Source organism: Streptomyces sp. NPDC001796 (assembly GCF_042892355.1).
Taxonomy (GTDB): Bacteria; Actinomycetota; Actinomycetes; order Streptomycetales; family Streptomycetaceae; genus Streptomyces.
In genome coordinates this window covers 142,551-160,666 of the sequence record NZ_JBIAUC010000007.1, presented here as the reverse complement: position 1 = coordinate 160,666, position 18,116 = coordinate 142,551, and the positions used below count along the sequence as shown (strand labels likewise).

Sequence of the window (18,116 nt, the reverse complement as noted above, 5' to 3'; positions counted from 1 at the left end):
GCCCCCATCGGCCCGAACGGCCGCGTCCGCAAACGCGGGACTGGCCTATTTCCGGCAGCCGTCCCCCTCCACCAGTTCCGAGATCCGGTCCGGCGGCACCGGGCGTGAGTACAGCCACCCCTGTCCGGTGTCGCAGCCGATGCGGCGCAGGCGGGTGGCCTGGGCCGAGGTCTCCACGCACTCCGCGGTGACCGTCAGGCCCAGCCGGTGGGCGAGCTGGATCATGGCCTCCACGATGACCTCGTCGGCCGGGTTCGGATGCGCGTCCGTGCCCTCGTACTGGAAACCCCGGACGAACGACCCGTCCAGCTTCAGCACGGACACCGGCAGCCGGCTGAGATAGGCGAGGTTGGAGTATCCGGTGCCGAAGTCGTCGATCGCGATGCGCACCCCCATCTCGCTGAGTGCCTGGAGCGCCTGGAGGGGACGGCCGGCCGAACCCATGACCGCGGACTCGGTCAGCTCCAACTGCAGCAGATGCGGGGCGAGTCCGGTCTCCGTCAGGGTCTCAGCCACGTCCGCCACCAGGTCCGAGTCCCAGACCTGGCGCACCGCCACGTTCACACTGACGAAGAGCGGCGGCTCGTCCGGGCGTTCCAGTTGCCAGCGGCGCGCCTGCCGGCAGGCCGTCTTCAGCGCCCAGCGCCCGAGCTGGACGATCGAGCCGTCCTCCTCCGCCAGTCCGATGAACCGATTCGGCGTCAAGGTGCCGAACTGGGGGTGATGCCAGCGCACCAGCGCCTCCACCCCGCGCACCCGTCCGTCCTCCATGCCGACCAACGGCTGGTACTCCAGGGTGAATTCGCCCCGTTCGATGGCCGGCCGCAGCCCCGAGGACAGTGCCTGACGGGTCATCCGGTGGGCGTTGCGCTCCGGGTCGAACAGCGTCCAGCGGGCCTTGCCGTCCGCCTTCGCCCAGTACAGCGTCGTATCGGCCGCCTGCATCAGACCGGTCGCACTCGTGCCGGCCGCGTGCCGCTCCACGACGCCGATGGACGCCGACACCGACAGCCGCTGCCCGGACAGGTCGAACGGCTCCTGGATCGCCTCGAGCACCGACTCGGCCAGTTCGGCCAGTTGCTCGGTGCCTGTGGAGTCCTCGACCAGGAGCGCGAACTCGTCGCCACCCAGTCGGGCCACCAGGGGAGTGGTGGGCCGTCCGTGGCCCGCCTCGTCCGCGCAGCGGGTCAGGCGCTCCGCGACGGCCGCGAGCAGCCGGTCGCCGGCGCGGTGGCCGAGGGTGTCGTTGACCGCCTTGAAGCCGTCGAGGTCCAGGTAGCACAGTCCGATCCGGCCGGTGCCGCTCTCCTCGTACGCATCCGCCTCCAGCGCGGCCGACAGGCGTTCGAAGAACAGCGTCCGGTTGGGCAGCCTGGTCACCGGGTCGTGCATCTGCAAGTGCCGCAGCCGGGCCTGGAGTTCACGGCGGGCGCTGATGTCGGAGACGGAGAGGAGGACGGCCTTCTCGGCCTCGGGCAGCGGCGTCACGGTCACCTGGACCCACAGCGAGTGCCCGTCGGGGTGTTTGACGCGGCGCGTGCAGCGGAGCTTGGCCTGGCGTCCGCCCAGCACCTCGCGGTAGGCGTGCCAGGAGCGGGCGTCCGAGGACAGGTCCAGCAGGTCGGCGGCGACCTTGCCGACCAGTGCTTCCGCGCCGGTGCCGAGCAGTGAGCCCATCGTCTCGTTGGCGGTGACGACCAGGCCCTCCCGGTCGACGACCGCCATGGCGAGCGGCGCGGCGGTGAACGCTGCGCCGAACGAGACCGGTTGGGGCCCGGCGGACGGGGTGAAGGGTGCCGTGCCGACGGCGGGGGTGAGTGGCGGTGCGTCGACGGACGGAGTGAGGGACGGCACGTCGACGGACATGGTGAGGGCTGGTGCGTCGACGGGCGGGGTCAGGAGTCGGTCTTCAGAGGTGAGGGACGGGTCGTCGGAAAGGGGGGATGGCTGGGACGTACCGGATGACGTGGTGTCGTAACTCTCTGTGATGGCCGGGCCGACGAGGTCTGCCGCGGGCGCCGGCCCATCGGACGTTCCGCTCACCGCTCGCTCCCGCAGTGCACTCGTTCTTCGTACGGATCTCTTGGGTCTCGTCGGGGTCGACGGCCGCAAGGGGGGGCGGCCGTACAAGCCGTGTTCGTGCAGGAAAGTGTGCCGATCATAGAGGCTGGCCCAGGGGCCTTCCAGCCGATGTCCAGTGTCCCGCGGCGAGCACGTGTTCTGACAGATCGTTTCTGCCCGTGCCGGACCCCGATCCAACAGGCCGCCCACGGCTGTGACGTTCCGTGAGTACTGGGGGCGTCGGCGCATGTCGGCCGCCCCCTTGGCGCTCGTGCGCCGTTGTGCGCTCCCGCCCCGCACTGCCCCTCCCACGACCGTCGCGGTTCCCTCCTGGGTCATCGCCTGGCTGATGGCTCTCACCCTTCCGGGGCAGACAAACAGGGCGCAGTCATACAAATGAGACCAGGCTGGGAGTGGAGTTCCGACAACCGCACCCGGAGGTCGACGTGCCGCGTCCGCTCCCCCTCACGGGGCTCACCCGCGAGACCCTGAAGGGGCTCGCGCGGGACGCGTCACCCGTCCTGCGCAGCAGCGCGGCCCTCGCCACGTCGATGACCGCGCTGGTCGCGACCTCGCTCGTGACGGGCCCCGCGCTGGTCGAACCCCTGGCCGCGGCCTGCCAGATCGCTCGTAGCCGGGCACACCACTCCGAGGGCGTCGACACCTGGAACGCCGCCTACACACGCCCCACCCGCGCGCTGGACGCGGTCCTGGTCTTCCTGTCCTTCCCCGACGCGACGCCGAGGACCACGCCGATGGAGCTGACCGGTGACTACTTCCCGGACACCAGCCGGTTCTTCGAACGCGCGTCCTATGGCCGGTTCGCGCTGCGTCCCCATCCGGTGGACCACTGGATCCGGATGCCGCACCCGTCCACCTCCTACGCCATACGGCGCGACTGGAGCGTCGAGAGCCGGGCCACCTATCTGCGCGACGCGCTCGCCGCGGCGGACAAGGACGTCGACTTCTCCCGGTACGACGTCGTGTATCTCGTGGCCGACCCCGACGCGCCCGGCGTCGACTCGGACGCCACGAAGGTGGTGAACCTGGACATCCCCCTGCGGGCCGACGGCAGGGACATCCGCCGGGTGGTCACGGTCTTCGAGAAGCACCCGCCGGACCAACTCGTCCTCGCCCATGAGACAGGCCATGTGTTCGACCTGCCCGACCTCTACCACCGTCCGACCGACGGCAAGGGGGACTGGGACACCTACGTCGGCGACTGGGACCTCATGGGCAGCCAGTTCGGACTGGCCCCGGATCTCTTCGCCTGGCACAAGTGGAAGCTGGGGTGGCTGGACGAGAGCCAGGTGGTGTGCGTACGGGCTCCGGGCAGCACACGGCTGACGCTGGAGCCGGTGGCTGCGGGGCCGACCGGAGTGCCGCAGGCGCCGGTGAGCGCGGGTGCGGCGGGGGTGCCGGCGCGAGGGGTGGAGGCGTTCGGTTCCGGGCACGGCACCAAGCTGGCCGTGGTGCGGACGGGGATCGACAGTGTGCTGGCCATCGAGGCGCGCGGGGCGGTGGGCAACGACAGCGCGGCCTGCACCCAGGGGATCCTCGTCTACCGGGTGCGCGGCGAGACGGATTCCGGGGGCGGGCCGGTGGAGGTCCTGGACGCCCACCCGCACAGCTCGGCCTGCGCCGGCACGTCGGTGTACCCGCCCCTGGCGGACGCGCCGATCCGGGAGGGCGAGACCTTCACGGTGCCGGGGGAGGGGGTGCGGGTGGAGGCGGAGGGGAGGACGGCTTCTGGAGGGTGGACGGTGCGGATCACGAAGGGATGAGTCGGCTGGGCCGCTCGCTTCTTTGTCAGGGTCGTGCTTCCGCGGGCCGAGTCAAGGGCGCTGCACTCCGCTGCGCTGCGTTCCGCGTCGGCTGCGCCGATCGGCCTCCGGCCGACCCTTGACTAGTCCCGCTCCAGCACGGGTGAGAAGCGAGCGAGCGGCCCGGAGGAACGGGTGCCCCAGGTCAGGCGACGTGCGCGTGGGCTGGGCTGTGCCCGGTGTTCGGGGCGCCATCGCGCCTCGCCTGCACGCCGGGTGGGTTCAGCGGCATGCGGTGGGGGTGGTCGCCGGGGGTGCCTGTCCGGGAGTGCAACAGAAAGTGCGGATATGTTGCACCCACCGCACGGCTCTCAGCGACCGCGCGGGTGCCGTGCGGTCGCTGGGCGGCGCCTGCGGTGGAGGTTCGCGCTTTCCGCGTACACGGTGCCGTGCATGCCGGGCGGTGCCTGCGGCGGACCCGGATGGGGGTGTGGGTGGCGAAGCCCCCACAACGCGCGGCGATGCCGCGCAAGAACAGAGATGGCGAGACCGGTTCGCGCTTTTCGCGTACACGGTGCCGTGCATGCCGGGCGGTGCCTGCGGCGGACCCGGATGGGGGTGTGGGTGGCGAAGCCCCCACAACGCGCGGCGATGCCGCGCAAGAACAGAGATGGCGAGACCGGTTCGCGCTTTTCGCGTACACGGTGCCGTGCATGCCGGGCGGTGCCTGCGGCGGACCCGGATGGGGGTGTGGGTGGCGAAGCCCCCACAACGCGCGGCGAAGCCGCGCAAGAACAGAGATGGCGAGACCGGTTCGCGCTTTCCGCGAACACGCCTCGCCATCGTCATCGTGCGCCGCCAGGGACTCGAACCCCGGACCCGCTGATTAAGAGTCAGCTGCTCTAACCAACTGAGCTAGCGGCGCCTGCTGACGTCGTAGACCTTAGCACCCTGGTCGGCGGGAGGAAAAATCGATATCCCTACGGGGTCCGAGGCCGCCGCGCGGGCGGCTCGGACGGCCGCCCAGAGGACGACCTCCGGCCCGGGCAGCCAGGGCCGGCGGGTGTCGGGCGCGACCAGCCAGCGGGAATCGAGCCTGGTGGCGGCAGGGTCGGCCGGGTGAACGGCGGGCACCGTCACCGCGTCGCCGACCCCATGGCACAACAGTGGCGGGATCTCGGGCGTGCGGCCGCCCCACTCCTCCCAGTCGAGCAGCGCCGGCAGTCGCCGGGCCGTGCCGGGCGCCGTGAACAGCAGGGTGCGGCCCCTGTGGACGGCGACGGGCCCGGAGCCGGGACCCTCGTCCCAGAGCCGGTCGAGCATCCGCCGCCCGAACATCGCGGGGGTGTTGACGACGTCGAACGCGGTGCCGCACGGCAGGACCACCGGGGCGGTGGGGCGATCCGCCCAGAGGGCGAGGGTGCTGCGCGGATTCGCTCCCGCCGAGGCGAGCCAGGCGGCGCCCTCGGAGGTGACACCGCAGACGTCGCGACAGGCTTCGATGGACGGCGTTCGACTGCTCATGGGAGTCAGATCTACCGGCCGTGAGCAGTCGGTCTCCGAGGGTTGCGGAAAACGGGGACAGAAGGGTGTGAGAGGGGGTAAGGTGCGGCCGGGCATATGCCGCATGATCATTCGATGCTGTCGGCGCTGTGAGGCGCCGGCCTGGTCATCCCAGGCTTTCCGGTCCGTTCGAGTCGACCCCGCGGAGCAGATCCCGCCCGAACTCCACCATCTTCTTCGCGTAGTCCTCGGTCCACTCCGCCCGCTCGGCGATCGCCGCAGGCGTCAGCCGGTCGAAGCGGCGCGGGTCGGCGAGCTGGGCCGCGGCGATCGCCTGGTACTCCACCGCCCGGTCCGCGGCCGCGCGAAAGGCCTGCGTCAGCTCCGTGGCCCGCGCCAGCAGCGCCCGCGGGTCGTCGAGCGACTCCAGGTCGAAGAAGTGTTCCGGGTCGGAGGCCGCCTCCGCGGGCTCGAAGAGCAAGGGCGCGGGGCGTAGCCGCGGCTCGTTCCGACGCGGCGTGGGCTCCGCCATGTCTTGTCCTCCTCGTACGGTTCGGGTGGCGCCCTTTTCGGGTGGGCCACCGTCCATTGTCGCGCGCCGACGCAAGGGCGCCGGGATGTGAGCGGGGCACGCCGCCGCGCGCTCTCCCGCCGCGCGCCCGCGCCCCCCGAGTCTCAAGGCCACCGGCACCCGCGATGTTCCCGGCAGCCCGGCGCCCGCCGGCCCCGCGATGTCCGCCGCAGCCCAGCGCCCCCCGTCCGGCCACGTTCCCAGGTCACGGCCGCCAGGTCACCCGGTGCTCCGCCAGATGTGCGAGCACCGCGTGATTCGCCTCCCACCCGTCCGGGAACTTCACCGTCACCCCCAGCTGCACCGGCTCCGTCGACGGATGGTCGTCCAGCAGTTCCGTCACGCCCGCGCGGCACACCACGATGCACGCGTGCCGGTGCCGGGACGCCAGCACGCACAGGCGGCCGGTCTCCAGGTGGAACGCCGTCGCGTCCGGGCGGCCCGACAGGGGATGCAGCACCACCGTCACATCGAACTCCCGGCCCTGAAGCCGGTTGGCCGTGTCCACCGTGACGTCCTGCACGCCGAGGTCCGCCAGCGCGGAGCGCACCGCCGCCGCCTGGTCCCGGTGCGCGGTGCCGACGGCGATCCGGTCCGCGGTCAGCGGCACCGGCTCCTCCGCCCGCTCCGACACCGCCGCGCCGCCCCGGTCGAGGAGCCGCCGGACGACCGAGGCGACCGCCCGCACCGCCTCCGGGTCCGTCCGCGGGGTGTGCCGGGCGGGCAGCTCCAGCAGCCCCCAGCCGGTCTCGGCCGCCTCGTCGATCACCCGGTCGGGACCCGAGCCGTCCGGCGCGACCGCGAAGGTCAGCCGCCGGGCCCCGTGGTCCGTACCGCTGCGGAACGGCGTGTACGGGTAGAACGCCTGCGACACCAGGGGCGCCGCCGACGCCGGCAGCCGCCAGGACACCGGCAGCCGGTGCTGCGGCAGCTCGGGATTGTGGGCCAGCAGCGTCGTCACCGCGGACGCCGACGGGTCGTACGAAAGCCCCGCCCACTGCTCCGCGCCGACGATCGCGAACGGATCCAGCTGCCCCGGGTCGCCGACGAACAGCGCCCGCTCGAACAGGCCTGCCACCGCAAGCAGCGCGTCCGAGCGCATCTGGTACGCCTCGTCCACGATCGCGTGCCGCCACGGCTCGACGTCCTTGACGTGCGCCCACTTGGCGGCGGTGGAGATCACCACGTCCAGGCCCGCAAGGTCGCCCGCCTTGGCCGACTTGCGCACGTTCGGCAGGTCGTCGAGCGCCTTGTCGTACGGGTCCGGGTCGCTGCTGTGCAGCCGCCCGACGGGGAGGTCCGGTTCCTTCTCGGCCAGCCGCAGCACCAGGTCGTCGACCTGTGCGTTCGTCTGCGCGATCACCATCAACGGACGTCCGGCAGAGGCGAGTTCGAGTGCGGCCCGGACGACCAGCGTCGACTTCCCGGCGCCCGGCGGCGAGTCGACCACGACTCCTCTGTGCGCGCCGTGCAGCGTGTCGCGCAGGATCGCCTCGGTGGCCCGGGCGGCCGCGGCCCCCGGACCGAAGTCCCTGCCCGGCGGGGCGAACACGGTCACAGCACGTCCTCCTCGGTCACCGGATCCGGCTGCGGTACGGCCTCGCCCTCACCCGGTGGCCCGCCGTGCGTCCACGGGGTGTCCTCCGGGTCGGGCAGCTTGGCCCCGCCGCGCTGCTCGTGTTCGAAGAGCGTGAAGCACACGTGGTCCCCCTTCTCGGGGACCGACCCGGCCTCCGGCTCCTTGCCGCGGCCCATCTTGTCGACGACGCGCAGCACCAGCAGGCCGTCCCCCTCGTGGCCCACGAACTCCGCCGCCTGCGGCTTCCCGCCCAGTGACCGGTACACCTTCGTGCGCTCCCCGAGGTGCGGCCGGTCCTCGGTCCGTACGGTCACCAGCGGGCGCGGGCTGGGGCGCTTGCCCTCGCTGTACGCCATCACGACCTCCGTGACCTCGCCCGCGAACGCCTCCCCGGCGAGCCGCCGCCCGGCCATGACGAGCGGGTCGTCGAGTGCCTCCTGGGCGTCCAGGCGGGCCTGTTCGCGCTCGCGCGTGGCGAGCTTGTTCGCCGCGGTGACCGCGTCGTCGTGGCGCGGCTGCGGCGGCTCCCCGGCGGCCACCCGGTCCCGGTGCCCGGTGAACGACCAGCGGTCGCGCGTCCACCGGTCCGCGACATGCGCGCCCTCCGGCAGCGCGCGCAGCAGATCCAGCCCCTGCCACACGGCGTCCCAGGTCGGCCGCGTACGGCTCTCCACCAGGGCGCGGATCTCCCGTTCGGCGGCGGTGAGTTCACCGAAGCGGTCGTCCGCCTCCATGCCGTCCTCGGCGGCGGCGAGCCGGGTGCGGGCGCGGTCGTAGCGCTCGATCGCGGGGGCGAGCAGTTTGTTGTCGAACGCCGGGTCGGTGGCCGGTCCGGCCGGCGGGCACAGCAACTGGCCTTCCGCGTCCCGCGCCAGCTCGGCGTGGAGCGCGGCGTCCGCGCCCGCGGCGCCCTCGGGCGGGTCGATCCAGGCGAGCAGCGCGCCCAGGTGCTGGTCCTCCAGGTTCGACTGCCCGGTCGCCCAGTGCCGCCCGAGCAGATCGGTGAGCGCGAGCAGCAGGGAGGATCCGGGGACGCGGGCACGCTCGCCGAAGTGCGTGAGCCAGCGGCCGAGGAGCGGCACGCGCGGGGGCGCCGGGTGCGGGGTCTCCGGGTCCTGTTCGGCGGTGCGGCGGAAGCGCATCGAGCGGCCGAGCAGCCGTACGAAGTCGATGCCCGCCCGGCTCGGCACGATCAGCTGCGGTGCGTCGGCGCACAGCTCGACCTCCACCTTGACCCGCTTGCCGGTCTCCGGGTCGGTCTCGGTGCGCTCGGCGGCTTCCACGGCGTCGGCGTGGGCGTCGATGTAGGGCAGGACGACGTCGGCGAGTTCGGCGAGGAACGCGAACCTGAGGTCGCGGTCGCGGGGCTGCGGCACCACGAGCAGCCGGGGGGCGTCCCGGTCGGTGCCGACGAGCGCGCCGAGCGGCGCCCCGGCCTCGCCGGCGGTGATGAGCGGGACGAAGACGAGGGGCCGCTCGGACAGGTGGCGGTGCCGGACCGTGGCGGCGGGCTGGGCGCGGCCGGTCCGCACGGCCTCCAGGCGGGCGAGGGTGGTGATCAGGGACATACGGCGCCCTCCCGTCCGGCGAGCGCCTCCGCCCGCAGCCGCGCCGCCCGGCGCAGGGCCGCCACCGCCGGGTCGTCCGGGTCCCCGGCCGTGCCGTGGGCGGCGGCCAGGATGTCGTCCACCGTGCTCAGGCCGCCCAGCTCGGCCCGCAGCGACCGGCCCAGGGCCGCCACGGCGCCCTGGGCCCGGGCGCGGTCACGGCAGTGGAAGGCCAGCTCGCAGGCGGCCAGGCACTCCGGCGCGTACGTCGCCGGGACCGACTCCACCGCGGCCTGAAGCTCCTCCTGCGGAAGGTCCGGCGCGAAGCACGTGCCCTCCGGGAGGGCGTCGGCGATCTCCTCGATGCGGGTGAGACGGGCCAGCTGGCGCCGGGTGACCGCGCGCTGCTTGCGGACGTCGACGGGCGAGGCGGTGGGCAGGTTCGAGAAGTCCTTCGGGCACACCAGCAGGATCCGGTGGCGTACGACGGGTGCGGGGGTGAGGCGCTCGGCGACCCCCTCCAGCGCCAGCACGTACACCGCGGCCTGCCGCGCGGCCGCCCCCACCTTCGCCGGGTCCGCCGAACCGTCGAGCAGCGGGAAGGACTTGATCTCCACGACCGTCCAGCTGCCGTCCGGGTGCACCACCACCGCGTCCGGCTCCAGGAACGCGGGCGATCCCGCCACGTCCAGGGCGAGCATGGGGTGGTCGAGCAGCGCCCAGCGGCGCGCCTCGGTGGCCTCGCGCAGCGCCAGGGCCGTACGCGCCGTGCGCCCCTCCGGGCCGACCGCGGCCAGATCCGGGACGAGGGCCCCCTCCCGGGCGTCGGCGGTCGGATCCAGCTTCTCGTGCACCAGACGCAGCAGTTCCGCACCGCCGTCCGCCTTGACCCGGGCCTCGAACGCGTTGCCCCGCATGAAGGCGAACTGCGACTGGCCGAACGCCGACGGCGCGCCCAGCGCGTCCGCCAGCGCCGCCTTGTCCACCCCGGCGCCGTCCAGCAGTGCGCGCCGCCGGCATCCGGGGTTCGCGGCGAGCGCGGCGAGGGCGCGCGCGTCCAGCGCCCTGGGCTGGACGGACGGCCCGCGCAGCTCAGCGAGCCTTCCCCAAACTCTCGGCTTCGCTCGAGTGGGGGAGGCCCCAAGCGGCAGCGCCGTCCCCCGCGTCCGCGGGAGCGGCACCCGGCCCGGGGCGGGAGAGGGGCTGTCGGGGAATTCGCTCACCCGCCGAAGTCTGGCATCCGGCACTGACAATTGGGGAACCTGCGGCTGACGAGGGCTCCGCGACCGGTGCGAACCGCGCCCGCAGCCGGGCCCTGACCGCGTCCGCCGCCCGCATCACCGGCCGGCTCAGCAGGAAGCCGACGCCCATGACGGCGACCCCGGCGACCGCGTCGAGGAGGTAGTGGTTCGCGGTACCCATCACGACGAACGTGGTCCCGAGCGGGTACACGACCGCCACGACCCTGGCCCAGCGCGAGCGGCCGTGCCGCCACAGCAGCACCCCGCACCACAACGCCCAGCCGACGTGCAGGCTCGGCATCGCCGCGTACTGGTTGGTCATGCCGCCCAGGCCCCGCGGCGCGCTCGCCTCGTCGCCCCACCAGCCGTAGGAGCTGTACTGCGCCATCGTGTCGACGAACCCGTGGCCCGCGGAGAGCAGGCGCGGCGGGCAGGTCGGCATCAGGGAGAAGCCGATCAGACCGAGGAACGTGGACGCCATCAGCCAGGTGCGGGCCGCCCGGTAGTGCTCCGCGCGGCGCCTGAAGATCCACACCAGGATCGCGGGGGTGACCAGGTAGTGCAGCGACGCGTACCAGAAGTCCGCGGGCACGCCGAGCCACGCCTCGCGGGTGAAGAGACGGTTCAGCGGATGCTCGGCGTCGATGTGGAGCAGCTTCTCCAGGCGCAGTATCGCCACACCGTGGTCGACGGCGCCGCCCACATCGCCCCGCGCGAGCAGCCGGCCCGCGGAGTAGGAGGCGTACACCACCAGGATCAGCGGCAGTTCGGTCCACCAGCGCAGCCGGGTCAGCGGGCCCACCCCGATGCCTGGTGTCTCGGCCTGCGGCATCCGATTCGCCCTCCCCCTTCTGCTCCTGGTCGCGGCTCCCGGCGGTCCGGTCGTGCCACCTTACGGTGCGGGCGCCCGCCTACGTGGGGCGCCCCGGCCCTCAAAGACGCAGAGATCGCCCCCCGGGTTGCCCTGGGAAGGGGTGGGCGATGATGGAGTGACGTCGTTGCTCATTTCTCCCGGAAAGGTCTCTCATGGCACCGCGCATCCTGCTGGCCAGGCACGGACAGACGGAATGGTCGCTGTCCGGCAAGCACACCGGCAGGACCGATGTGCCGCTGCTGGAGGAGGGCCGGCGGGGCGCCAAGCTGCTCGGAGAGCGGCTGCACCGGGCGCCGTTCGGCGGGTTGCCCGGGGCCGAGGTGCGCACCAGTCCGCTGGTACGCGCGCGTGAGACCTGCGAACTCGCCGGCTTCGGCGAGCGGGCGGGCGTCTGGGACACGCTCATGGAGTGGGACTACGGGGCGTACGAGGGGATGACGCCGGCCGAGATCCAGGAGAACCGGCCGGGCTGGTTCATCTGGCGCGACGGCGTGCCCGGCGGGGAGACCCTGGCGGAGGTCTCCGCGCGCGCGGACGAGGTCGTGGCCTGGGCGCGGTCGGAGGACCGGGACGTGCTGGTGTTCGCACACGGGCACATCCTGCGGTCCATCGGGGCGCGGTGGCTGGGGCTGCCGCTGGAGTTCGCGGCGCGGATACGGCTGAATCCGACGTCGCTCTCGGTGCTCGGGTGGGCTTACGGGGAGCCGGCGATCGAGTCGTGGAACGACTTGGGGCACTTGGCGTAGCTGCGGGCAGTCGTGCCTCCCCCGGAGCCCTGACGGCCTGGGGGACGCCCAGGACGGCACGGGTGGGCGCAGCGGCCCTTCGTACCGCCGAGTCGCGGAACCGACACCCGGGCGACCCCTGCCCCGAGCGGCTCACGCACTGCGCGGCACCGAAGCGTGCCGCTCCAGGAACGCCGACACCCCCGACGCCCGCCGGTGCGGCAGCAGTACCCTCGCCGTGCCCGCCAGCATCGTCAGGACGCGCGAGGACTGGACCTGGTCCAGGAGGTCCAGCACGCGGTGACCGGCCTGCGCCGCCTCGTCGGGACGGCCCCCGCGGGCCAGGTCGTCGGCCAGTTCGGCTGTGTACAGGGCGATGTTCCGGGTGAAGTGCGGATCCTGGAGCTGCGCCGCGCGCCGTGCGTGCCGGGCCGCCCGCGCCCAGTCGCCCAGCGTCGACCAGCACTGTGCCTCCAGGCCCTCCAGTTCGGCCTCGCCGTAGAAGGTCATCCACTCCGGGTCAGGGTCCGACGGCCCCCGTTCGAAGAGCGCCTGCGCCCGTGCGAGCGCCTGTTCGCAGCCCGCCCGGTCCGCGAGTCCCGCCCAGCCGCCCGCCTCCCTGAGGGCGAGCAGCGACATCAGCCGGTGCGAGCCGAGCGGGCGCGCGACGCGCTGGGCCGCCTGGGCCGCCCGTACGGCCTCCCGCGGCCGGCCCGCGTCGCGCGCGAGGAACGCCGTGTTGCAGAACGCGTGTGCCTCCAGGCCCGGGTCCCCGGACATCCGGGCCGTCGCCAGCGCCTCCGCGTAGTGCGAGCGGGCGTCGTCGTAACGCCCGGAGTCGTGCGCCAGCCATCCCACCGAGATGGCCAGTTCACCCGCGCCCGAGTACAGCCGGTCGGCGACCGTCTGCCGGGTCGTACCCGCGTCGAGCAGCGCGTACGCGGCGCGCAGCGGGGCCGCCGCGCGCCGGTACAGGCCGTCCGCGCCGTGCCGGTCGTCGAGCAGGCGGATCTTGCGTACGGCCTCCTCGAGCGCGCTCGCCTCGGACGAGCCCGCACGGTGGACGGGGCGTTCGGCGGCCGCTGCGGGTCCGCCGAGGGTGAGCCCGAAGGGGCCCAGGGAGGCGGCGGCCACCGTCACGGTGCCGCCGGTCATGAATGCGCGACGCTGCACGTCGCTCTCCTCGTGGTTCTGTGCGTCGTACGCGGGCCTGCCGTACGACTCGTGCGACTCGTAGGTGTCTGATCGGTCATACGTCTCGTACGCCTTCCGGTGCTCATCGGAGGCATACGGACGGCGGTTGGTGTGTGCGGGGGGCGCCTCGTCGACGGTGCGCGCCCCTCGGCCGCGCACCGCCGAGCGGGGCGCGAACCCCAGGTCCGCGAGCGTGCGCCCGGGGAACATGTGCAGGAACACCCGTTCGTAGGCGTAGTTGGGACAACGGATCTCGCCCGCCTCGACACGTCCGATGTACCGCGCGTCACAGCTGACCCGCTCGCCGATCTCGCGTGCGGCACGCCGTACCGCCGCGGCGAACTCACCCGGCGAGCGTGATCCGCGCAGCTGCCGGAAGGTGAGATTCGGCCGTGGTGGCCGGGGGGTCTGGGACGAGGTCATGGCCGGGCCCTCTCGTGCGAACCGTCGAACCATGCCGGATTGGGGTGGCTTGTCCGCGTGGTGCCAGTTGGTTCCCTGCGTCCGGCGGTGCAAGAACGTACCTTCCTCGCAGGTGTGGTCATGCGAGGTTTGGCTACAAACCGGATATCTCATGCGAGATCTGCCATGAACTGCCATCCTTTGCGGCAGTGTTGCGCCGTTGCCGTTGACGCTCCCGAGCGTTGAACCCTGTGGACCGGGAGCCGCCCGAACTCCCGACCCAACTCACCGTCGAGGAGGGTTCCGTTGTGGATGCCGGGACGCAGACCCCGCACAGCACCGAGTTCCGTACACGGCCGCAGGCCGCCCAGACCGTGCCGGCCCCCGAGTGCGCCGCACCGCCGCACCGGGCCCCCGACCTCGTGACCGTGCCCACCCGGCAGGGTCTGGAGGCGGTCGACATCCTCCGCCGCGGCGCCGGCGACTGCGTCGGGCCCGTCCTGCACGACGACGACTGCGACACCCTCGGCTTCCTGGTGCCGCCCGGCACGGCGGATGCGTGGGACGTCCCCGGCAGCACGTGCACGAAGACCGACGGGCGCGGCATGAGCCTGGTCGTCCCGCTGCCCCCGGTCGAGGGCACGGGCTGGCTCCTGCCGCCCGGCGAGGCGGAACCGGCCACGGACCCGGCGGTCCTGCGCGCGGCCCTCGGGGAGGCGGCCCGCATGATCGAGGCCGCCGACAACTGCCGATGAGCGGCCCGCCCGGCCGGACCGCCACGGCAACCGTCGGTCCGTCCACACCCCGGTTCGAACGCCGTCCGGTCGGGCGAGGGACGTGAGCCGACCGGGTCGCCGAGCAGGGCCCCGTCCTCGATGAGCCGCCCCTCCCCGCCGCCCCCGATAATGGCGGGATGGGCAGGTCACGGAACGCACGACGCGGGCAGGGAGCCGAGGCCGTCGTCGAGGCGGTCGACGGCGGCCTCGCCCAGCTGATACCCGACCGGGACCGGGCGCGCGCCTGGACCCTCCTCATCGACGGCGCCCCGCAGTCGCACGTCGACCTCGACGACCCGCGGTACCTGTCCTTCGAGTACCAGCGCCGGCTCGGCCACGTCATCGACCTGGCCGCCCCGCCCGGCCGTCCCGTGCACGCCGTGCACCTCGGCGGCGGCGCGTTCACCCTCGCCCGCTACACCGCCGCCACCCGTCCGCGCTCCACTCAGCAGATCGTGGAGCGTGACGCGGCGCTCGTCCAACTCGTGCGCCGCGCCCTGCCGTTGGACCCGAACGCCCGGATCCGGGTGCGCTCCACGGACGCCCGGGAAGGGCTCGCCAAGGTGCCGGACGGCTGGGCGGACCTGGTCATCGTGGACGTGTTCAGCGGGGCGCGCACCCCGGCGCACCTGACGTCGGTCGAGTTCCTCACCGAGGTCCGCCGGGCGCTGAAGGACGGCGGTGTGTACGCGGCCAACCTCGCCGACGGCCCTCCGCTCGCCCATCTGCGCGGCCAGATCTCGACGGCTGCGGCCGTCTTCCCCGAGCTCGCACTGATCGCCGATCCGGCCGTCCTGCGCGGCAAGCGCTTCGGGAACGCGGTCCTGGCCGCCTGCACCCACCCGCTCCCGGTCGCCGAACTGACCCGACGAGCCGCCTCGGACCCGCATCCCGCGCGCGTGGAGCACGGCAGGGCGCTGACCGACTTCACGGGCGGCGCGGCGGCGGTCACGGACGCGGCTGCGGTGGCGTCCCCGGCGCCCCCGCCGTCGGTCTTCCGCTGAAACACACCGAGCTCCTTCACTGAACACACCGAGCCCGCCGCCTGCGAAGGACGGGCCCTAGTAGTTCCCGATCTCCACATGGGGCGGACCGTCGTGCCAGGTGCAGAACACCGACACCCGGTCGGCACCGAACGCGAACTCCACGCGGATCCAGGTCTCCGTCTTCCAGACCTGCATCGACCAGCCGGTGCCGGGGGTGGCCGACACGAGCGTCGCCGAGGTGGCGCCGAGGTCGAAGACCGCGCGACCGCCGGCGGTGTCGTAGCTCTTGACCTGGCCGGAAGCGGTGGTGGACGGGCCGGGCTTCGTGGCGCGGGACTTGGAGGGCGTCGGCCGCGGGCTCGTCGTGCTCGGCGTCGGCGACGGGCTCTTCGACGGGGCCGGCCGCCGCGTCGAGGGAGCGAGCGGCCTCGACTCCTGCGTGGTCGCCCCGCCCGCGGTGACGGGCAGGGCGCGCGGCGGGTCGTACGCGGTGCCCGCCAGCACCGTGTGGACACCCCACCACGACAACGTGGCCGCCGCTCCGGTGGCCAGCGTCCACGCCAGTACGTGCAGGAGACCTCTCAACATCCCGGCCATACTGCCTCACCAGCCCCACGGGTGTCTCACGGATCGCACACAGTTCCGTTTCTTCCCTTGCGGCGTGGGGAGTTGTCCACAGCCCCCGAACGGCCCGGCCCGCATGGCGTACGGTGCCGCCCATGGCAAGTGTGCTCGTGGTCGAGGACGACCAGTTCGTACGCTCGGCGCTCATCAGGCATCTGACGGAGGCCGGACACACCGTGCGCAGCGTCGGCACCGCGCTGGAGGCGCTGCGCGAGGTCGCGCACGTCCCCTTCGACGTCGTCATCCTCGACCTCGGGCTGCCCGACCTGGACGGCTCCGAGGCGCTGAAGATGCTGCGCGGCATCACGGACGTCCCCGTCATCATCGCCACGGCACGCGACGACGAGACGGAGATCGTCCGCCTGCTCAACGCGGGCGCGGACGACTACCTGACCAAGCCGTTCTCGGTCGAGCACCTCTCGGCCCGGATCGCGGCGGTGCTGCGCCGCACCCGCACAGCCGCGGCCGACACCGCCTCCCCGACCGTCATCCGGGTCGGCGGCCTCGCCATCGACCCGTTGCGCCGCCACGCCGAACTGGACGGGGTGCCGCTCGACCTGACTCGCCGTGAGTTCGATCTGCTCGCCTTCCTCGCCGGACGTCCCGGCGTCGTCGTGCCGCGCAGGGAACTGCTCGCGGAGGTCTGGCGACAGTCGTACGGCGACGACCAGACCATTGACGTGCATCTCTCCTGGCTCAGGAGGAAGTTGGGTGAGACGGCCGCCAGGCCCCGCTATCTGCACACCCTGCGCGGAGTCGGCGTGAAGCTGGAGCCGCCTCATCCGGAGCCGCTGCCATGAGGTGGGCACTGGTCAAGGTGTGTCTGGCGGTGACCACGATGGTGGTGGTCGCCTTCGCGGTCCCGCTCGGGCTGGTCGTCAAGGAGATGGCGCGCGACCGGGCCTTCGCCGGCGCCGAGCGGCAGGCCGCCGCGATCGCGCCCGCGCTGTCCATCACCACCGACCGGGACCAGCTGGAGCGGGTCGTCGCCTCGGCGGGCTCCGACGAGGGAATAGCGGTGCACATCCCGGCGGGGGAGGGCACGAAGGCGGTCGACATCGGCCGCCGACGCGCCGCCGCCAAGGACATCGCGGCCACCCGCCGGCTCGGACGTGCCTCCACCACCGAGGTCCCGGGGGGCTCCACGCTGCTCCAGCCCACCGCTCTCAGCTCCGGGGCGATCGCCGTCATCGAGGTCTACGTGCCCGAGTCCGAGGTGACGCACGGAGTCGGCACGGCCTGGGCGGTGCTCGCCGCGGTCGGCGTGGCGCTGATCATCGGCTCGGTGGCGGTCGCCGACCGGCTCGGCGTGCGGATGGTGCGGCCCGCGCGGCGCCTGGCCGAGGGCGCGCACGAGCTGGGAGAGGGGCAGCTCGGGGCGCGTGTCCCCGAGGACGGGCCGGCCGAACTGCGCGCGGCGGCCGTCGCGTTCAACTCGATGGCCGACCAGGTCGTACAACTCCTCGCGAACGAGCGGGAGCTGGCGGCCGACCTGTCCCACCGCCTGCGGACGCCGCTGACCGTGCTGCGGCTGAACGCGGCCTCGCTCGGCGAAGGGCCGGCCGCCGAGCAGACCCGTCAGGCGGTGGCGCAGCTGGAGCGCGAGGTGGACACGATCATCCGTACGGCCCGCGAGGCCAAGCCGCAGACCGCGGCGGCCGGACCGGGCGCCGGGTGCGACGCGGCGGAGGTGGTGCGCGAGCGGATGGAGTTCTGGTCGGCGCTCGCCGAGGACGAGGGCCGCAAGTGGCGGGTGGCCGGGGCCGACCGTCCGGTCCGCATACCCGTCGCCCGCTCCGACCTCGCCGCCGCGCTGGACGCCCTGCTCGGCAACGTCTTCCGGCACACCCCGGAGGGCACGGCGTTCGCGGTCGACGTGCACAACGCCGAGGACGCGGTGATCGTGCTGGTGTCCGACGCCGGGCCCGGGATACCGGACCCGCAGGCGGCGATGGCCCGCGGCCGAGGCTCGGGCAGTGACGGCTCGACGGGCCTCGGCCTGGACATCGTGCGCCGGCTCGCCGAGTCGACCGGCGGCGACGTACGGATCGGCTCCTCGGTGCTGGGCGGCGCAGAGGTGCGGATCTGGTTCCAGCTGGACGGACGGGCCCCGATACGGCGAGGCCACCGCGTACGCCGCAGCCGCCGCCGCATATTGGTCTCTACCTTTAACCGCCCCCGATCCCTTCCTTAAGCGCACCCTAAGGTCCTCAACGCCCGCCCGGGTCAGGCGTTTTGCCCCTTACCGGCTCGCTAGCGTGCTGCCGCAT

15 protein-coding genes and 1 tRNA gene are annotated in these 18,116 nt (G+C 73.3%); 6 read left to right on the top strand and 10 right to left on the bottom strand.

Features of this window, described 5'->3' with window-relative positions; all coding sequences use genetic code 11:
- Window positions 1–45 precede the first annotated feature (45 nt).
- Window positions 46–2,043 carry a putative bifunctional diguanylate cyclase/phosphodiesterase gene (locus ACFYZE_RS16980; RefSeq protein ID WP_388993862.1) on the bottom strand — a complete coding sequence of 666 codons (1,998 nt, stop codon included), beginning with the start codon at window positions 2,041–2,043 and terminating at the stop codon, window positions 46–48.
- A 464-nt stretch (window positions 2,044–2,507) separates the two neighbouring features.
- Here ACFYZE_RS16980 and ACFYZE_RS16975 point away from each other — a divergent pair, with 464 nt between their 5' ends.
- Entirely contained in the window at window positions 2,508–3,845 is a 1,338-nt protein-coding gene (locus tag ACFYZE_RS16975) for a M6 family metalloprotease domain-containing protein (protein WP_388994396.1), read from the top strand.
- Window positions 3,846–4,675: 830 nt separating this feature from the next.
- On the opposite strand, the gene ACFYZE_RS16970 is transcribed toward ACFYZE_RS16975, so the two are convergent.
- The 7 genes from ACFYZE_RS16970 to ACFYZE_RS16940 all read right to left on the bottom strand — a co-directional run bounded on the left by ACFYZE_RS16970 (window position 4,676) and on the right by ACFYZE_RS16940 (window position 11,097).
- A tRNA-Lys gene (locus ACFYZE_RS16970) sits at window positions 4,676–4,749 on the bottom strand.
- Window positions 4,740–5,348 carry a bifunctional DNA primase/polymerase gene (locus ACFYZE_RS16965; RefSeq protein WP_388993859.1) on the bottom strand — a complete coding sequence of 203 codons (609 nt, stop codon included), beginning with the start codon at window positions 5,346–5,348 and terminating at the stop codon, window positions 4,740–4,742. The genes ACFYZE_RS16970 and ACFYZE_RS16965 overlap by 10 nt, the downstream gene beginning before the upstream one ends.
- Before the next feature lie 145 nt (window positions 5,349–5,493).
- Window positions 5,494–5,859, bottom strand: coding sequence for a hypothetical protein (locus ACFYZE_RS16960; RefSeq protein WP_388993856.1), 366 nt, complete (start codon window positions 5,857–5,859; stop codon window positions 5,494–5,496).
- A gap of 244 nt (window positions 5,860–6,103) precedes the next feature.
- Entirely contained in the window at window positions 6,104–7,450 is a 1,347-nt protein-coding gene (locus ACFYZE_RS16955) for an AAA domain-containing protein (RefSeq protein WP_388994394.1), read from the bottom strand.
- Between the two features lie 2 nt (window positions 7,451–7,452).
- Entirely contained in the window at window positions 7,453–9,045 is a 1,593-nt protein-coding gene (locus tag ACFYZE_RS16950; protein ID WP_388993853.1) for a hypothetical protein, read from the bottom strand.
- Entirely contained in the window at window positions 9,036–10,205 is a 1,170-nt protein-coding gene (locus ACFYZE_RS16945) for a hypothetical protein (protein ID WP_388994391.1), read from the bottom strand. Before ACFYZE_RS16945 ends, ACFYZE_RS16950 begins: the two co-directional genes overlap by 10 nt.
- Window positions 10,117–11,097, bottom strand: a complete 981-nt coding sequence (locus tag ACFYZE_RS16940) for a phosphatase PAP2 family protein (protein WP_388993850.1) — start codon at window positions 11,095–11,097, stop codon at window positions 10,117–10,119. Before ACFYZE_RS16940 ends, ACFYZE_RS16945 begins: the two co-directional genes overlap by 89 nt.
- A gap of 194 nt (window positions 11,098–11,291) precedes the next feature.
- Here ACFYZE_RS16940 and ACFYZE_RS16935 point away from each other — a divergent pair, with 194 nt between their 5' ends.
- Window positions 11,292–11,885: a histidine phosphatase family protein gene (locus ACFYZE_RS16935; protein ID WP_388993847.1), complete on the top strand. Its 594-nt coding sequence runs from the start codon at window positions 11,292–11,294 to the stop codon at window positions 11,883–11,885.
- A gap of 132 nt (window positions 11,886–12,017) precedes the next feature.
- Here the strand turns inward: ACFYZE_RS16935 and ACFYZE_RS16930 are convergent, their stop codons facing one another.
- Window positions 12,018–13,481, bottom strand: coding sequence for a hypothetical protein (locus tag ACFYZE_RS16930; RefSeq protein WP_388993844.1), 1,464 nt, complete (start codon window positions 13,479–13,481; stop codon window positions 12,018–12,020).
- A gap of 353 nt (window positions 13,482–13,834) precedes the next feature.
- On the opposite strand from ACFYZE_RS16930, the gene ACFYZE_RS16925 reads away from it, so the two are divergent.
- On the top strand, window positions 13,835–14,215 hold the full coding sequence (locus ACFYZE_RS16925; RefSeq protein WP_388994388.1) for a hypothetical protein: 381 nt from the start codon (window positions 13,835–13,837) through the stop codon (window positions 14,213–14,215).
- A gap of 158 nt (window positions 14,216–14,373) precedes the next feature.
- Entirely contained in the window at window positions 14,374–15,240 is an 867-nt protein-coding gene (locus tag ACFYZE_RS16920; protein WP_388993841.1) for a spermidine synthase, read from the top strand.
- A gap of 57 nt (window positions 15,241–15,297) precedes the next feature.
- On the opposite strand, the gene ACFYZE_RS16915 is transcribed toward ACFYZE_RS16920, so the two are convergent.
- Window positions 15,298–15,810: a hypothetical protein gene (locus ACFYZE_RS16915; RefSeq protein WP_388993840.1), complete on the bottom strand. Its 513-nt coding sequence runs from the start codon at window positions 15,808–15,810 to the stop codon at window positions 15,298–15,300.
- A 131-nt stretch (window positions 15,811–15,941) separates the two neighbouring features.
- Between ACFYZE_RS16915 and ACFYZE_RS16910 the strand changes: the two genes are divergently transcribed.
- Both ACFYZE_RS16910 and ACFYZE_RS16905 read left to right on the top strand, forming a co-directional pair.
- A complete protein-coding gene (locus ACFYZE_RS16910; protein WP_388993837.1) occupies window positions 15,942–16,646 on the top strand; it encodes a response regulator transcription factor in 705 nt (234 codons plus the stop codon).
- Window positions 16,643–18,040, top strand: a complete 1,398-nt coding sequence (locus ACFYZE_RS16905) for a sensor histidine kinase (protein WP_388993834.1) — start codon at window positions 16,643–16,645, stop codon at window positions 18,038–18,040. Before ACFYZE_RS16910 ends, ACFYZE_RS16905 begins: the two co-directional genes overlap by 4 nt.
- The last annotated feature ends 76 nt before the right edge of the window (window positions 18,041–18,116 follow it).

Bases quoted from the DNA above. Each gene is read 5' to 3' on its own strand.
- ACFYZE_RS16965 (WP_388993859.1), bottom strand. From the start codon at position 5,348: ATGAGCAGTCGAACGCCGTCCATCGAAGCCTGTCGCGACGTCTGCGGT.
- ACFYZE_RS16960 (WP_388993856.1), bottom strand. From the start codon at position 5,859: ATGGCGGAGCCCACGCCGCGTCGGAACGAGCCGCGGCTACGCCCCGCG.
- ACFYZE_RS16950 (WP_388993853.1), bottom strand. From the start codon at position 9,045: ATGTCCCTGATCACCACCCTCGCCCGCCTGGAGGCCGTGCGGACCGGC.
- ACFYZE_RS16940 (WP_388993850.1), bottom strand. From the start codon at position 11,097: ATGCCGCAGGCCGAGACACCAGGCATCGGGGTGGGCCCGCTGACCCGG.
- ACFYZE_RS16935 (WP_388993847.1), top strand. From the start codon at position 11,292: ATGGCACCGCGCATCCTGCTGGCCAGGCACGGACAGACGGAATGGTCG.
- ACFYZE_RS16930 (WP_388993844.1), bottom strand. From the start codon at position 13,481: ATGACCTCGTCCCAGACCCCCCGGCCACCACGGCCGAATCTCACCTTC.
- ACFYZE_RS16920 (WP_388993841.1), top strand. From the start codon at position 14,374: ATGGGCAGGTCACGGAACGCACGACGCGGGCAGGGAGCCGAGGCCGTC.
- ACFYZE_RS16915 (WP_388993840.1), bottom strand. From the start codon at position 15,810: ATGTTGAGAGGTCTCCTGCACGTACTGGCGTGGACGCTGGCCACCGGA.
- ACFYZE_RS16910 (WP_388993837.1), top strand. From the start codon at position 15,942: ATGGCAAGTGTGCTCGTGGTCGAGGACGACCAGTTCGTACGCTCGGCG.
- ACFYZE_RS16905 (WP_388993834.1), top strand. From the start codon at position 16,643: ATGAGGTGGGCACTGGTCAAGGTGTGTCTGGCGGTGACCACGATGGTG.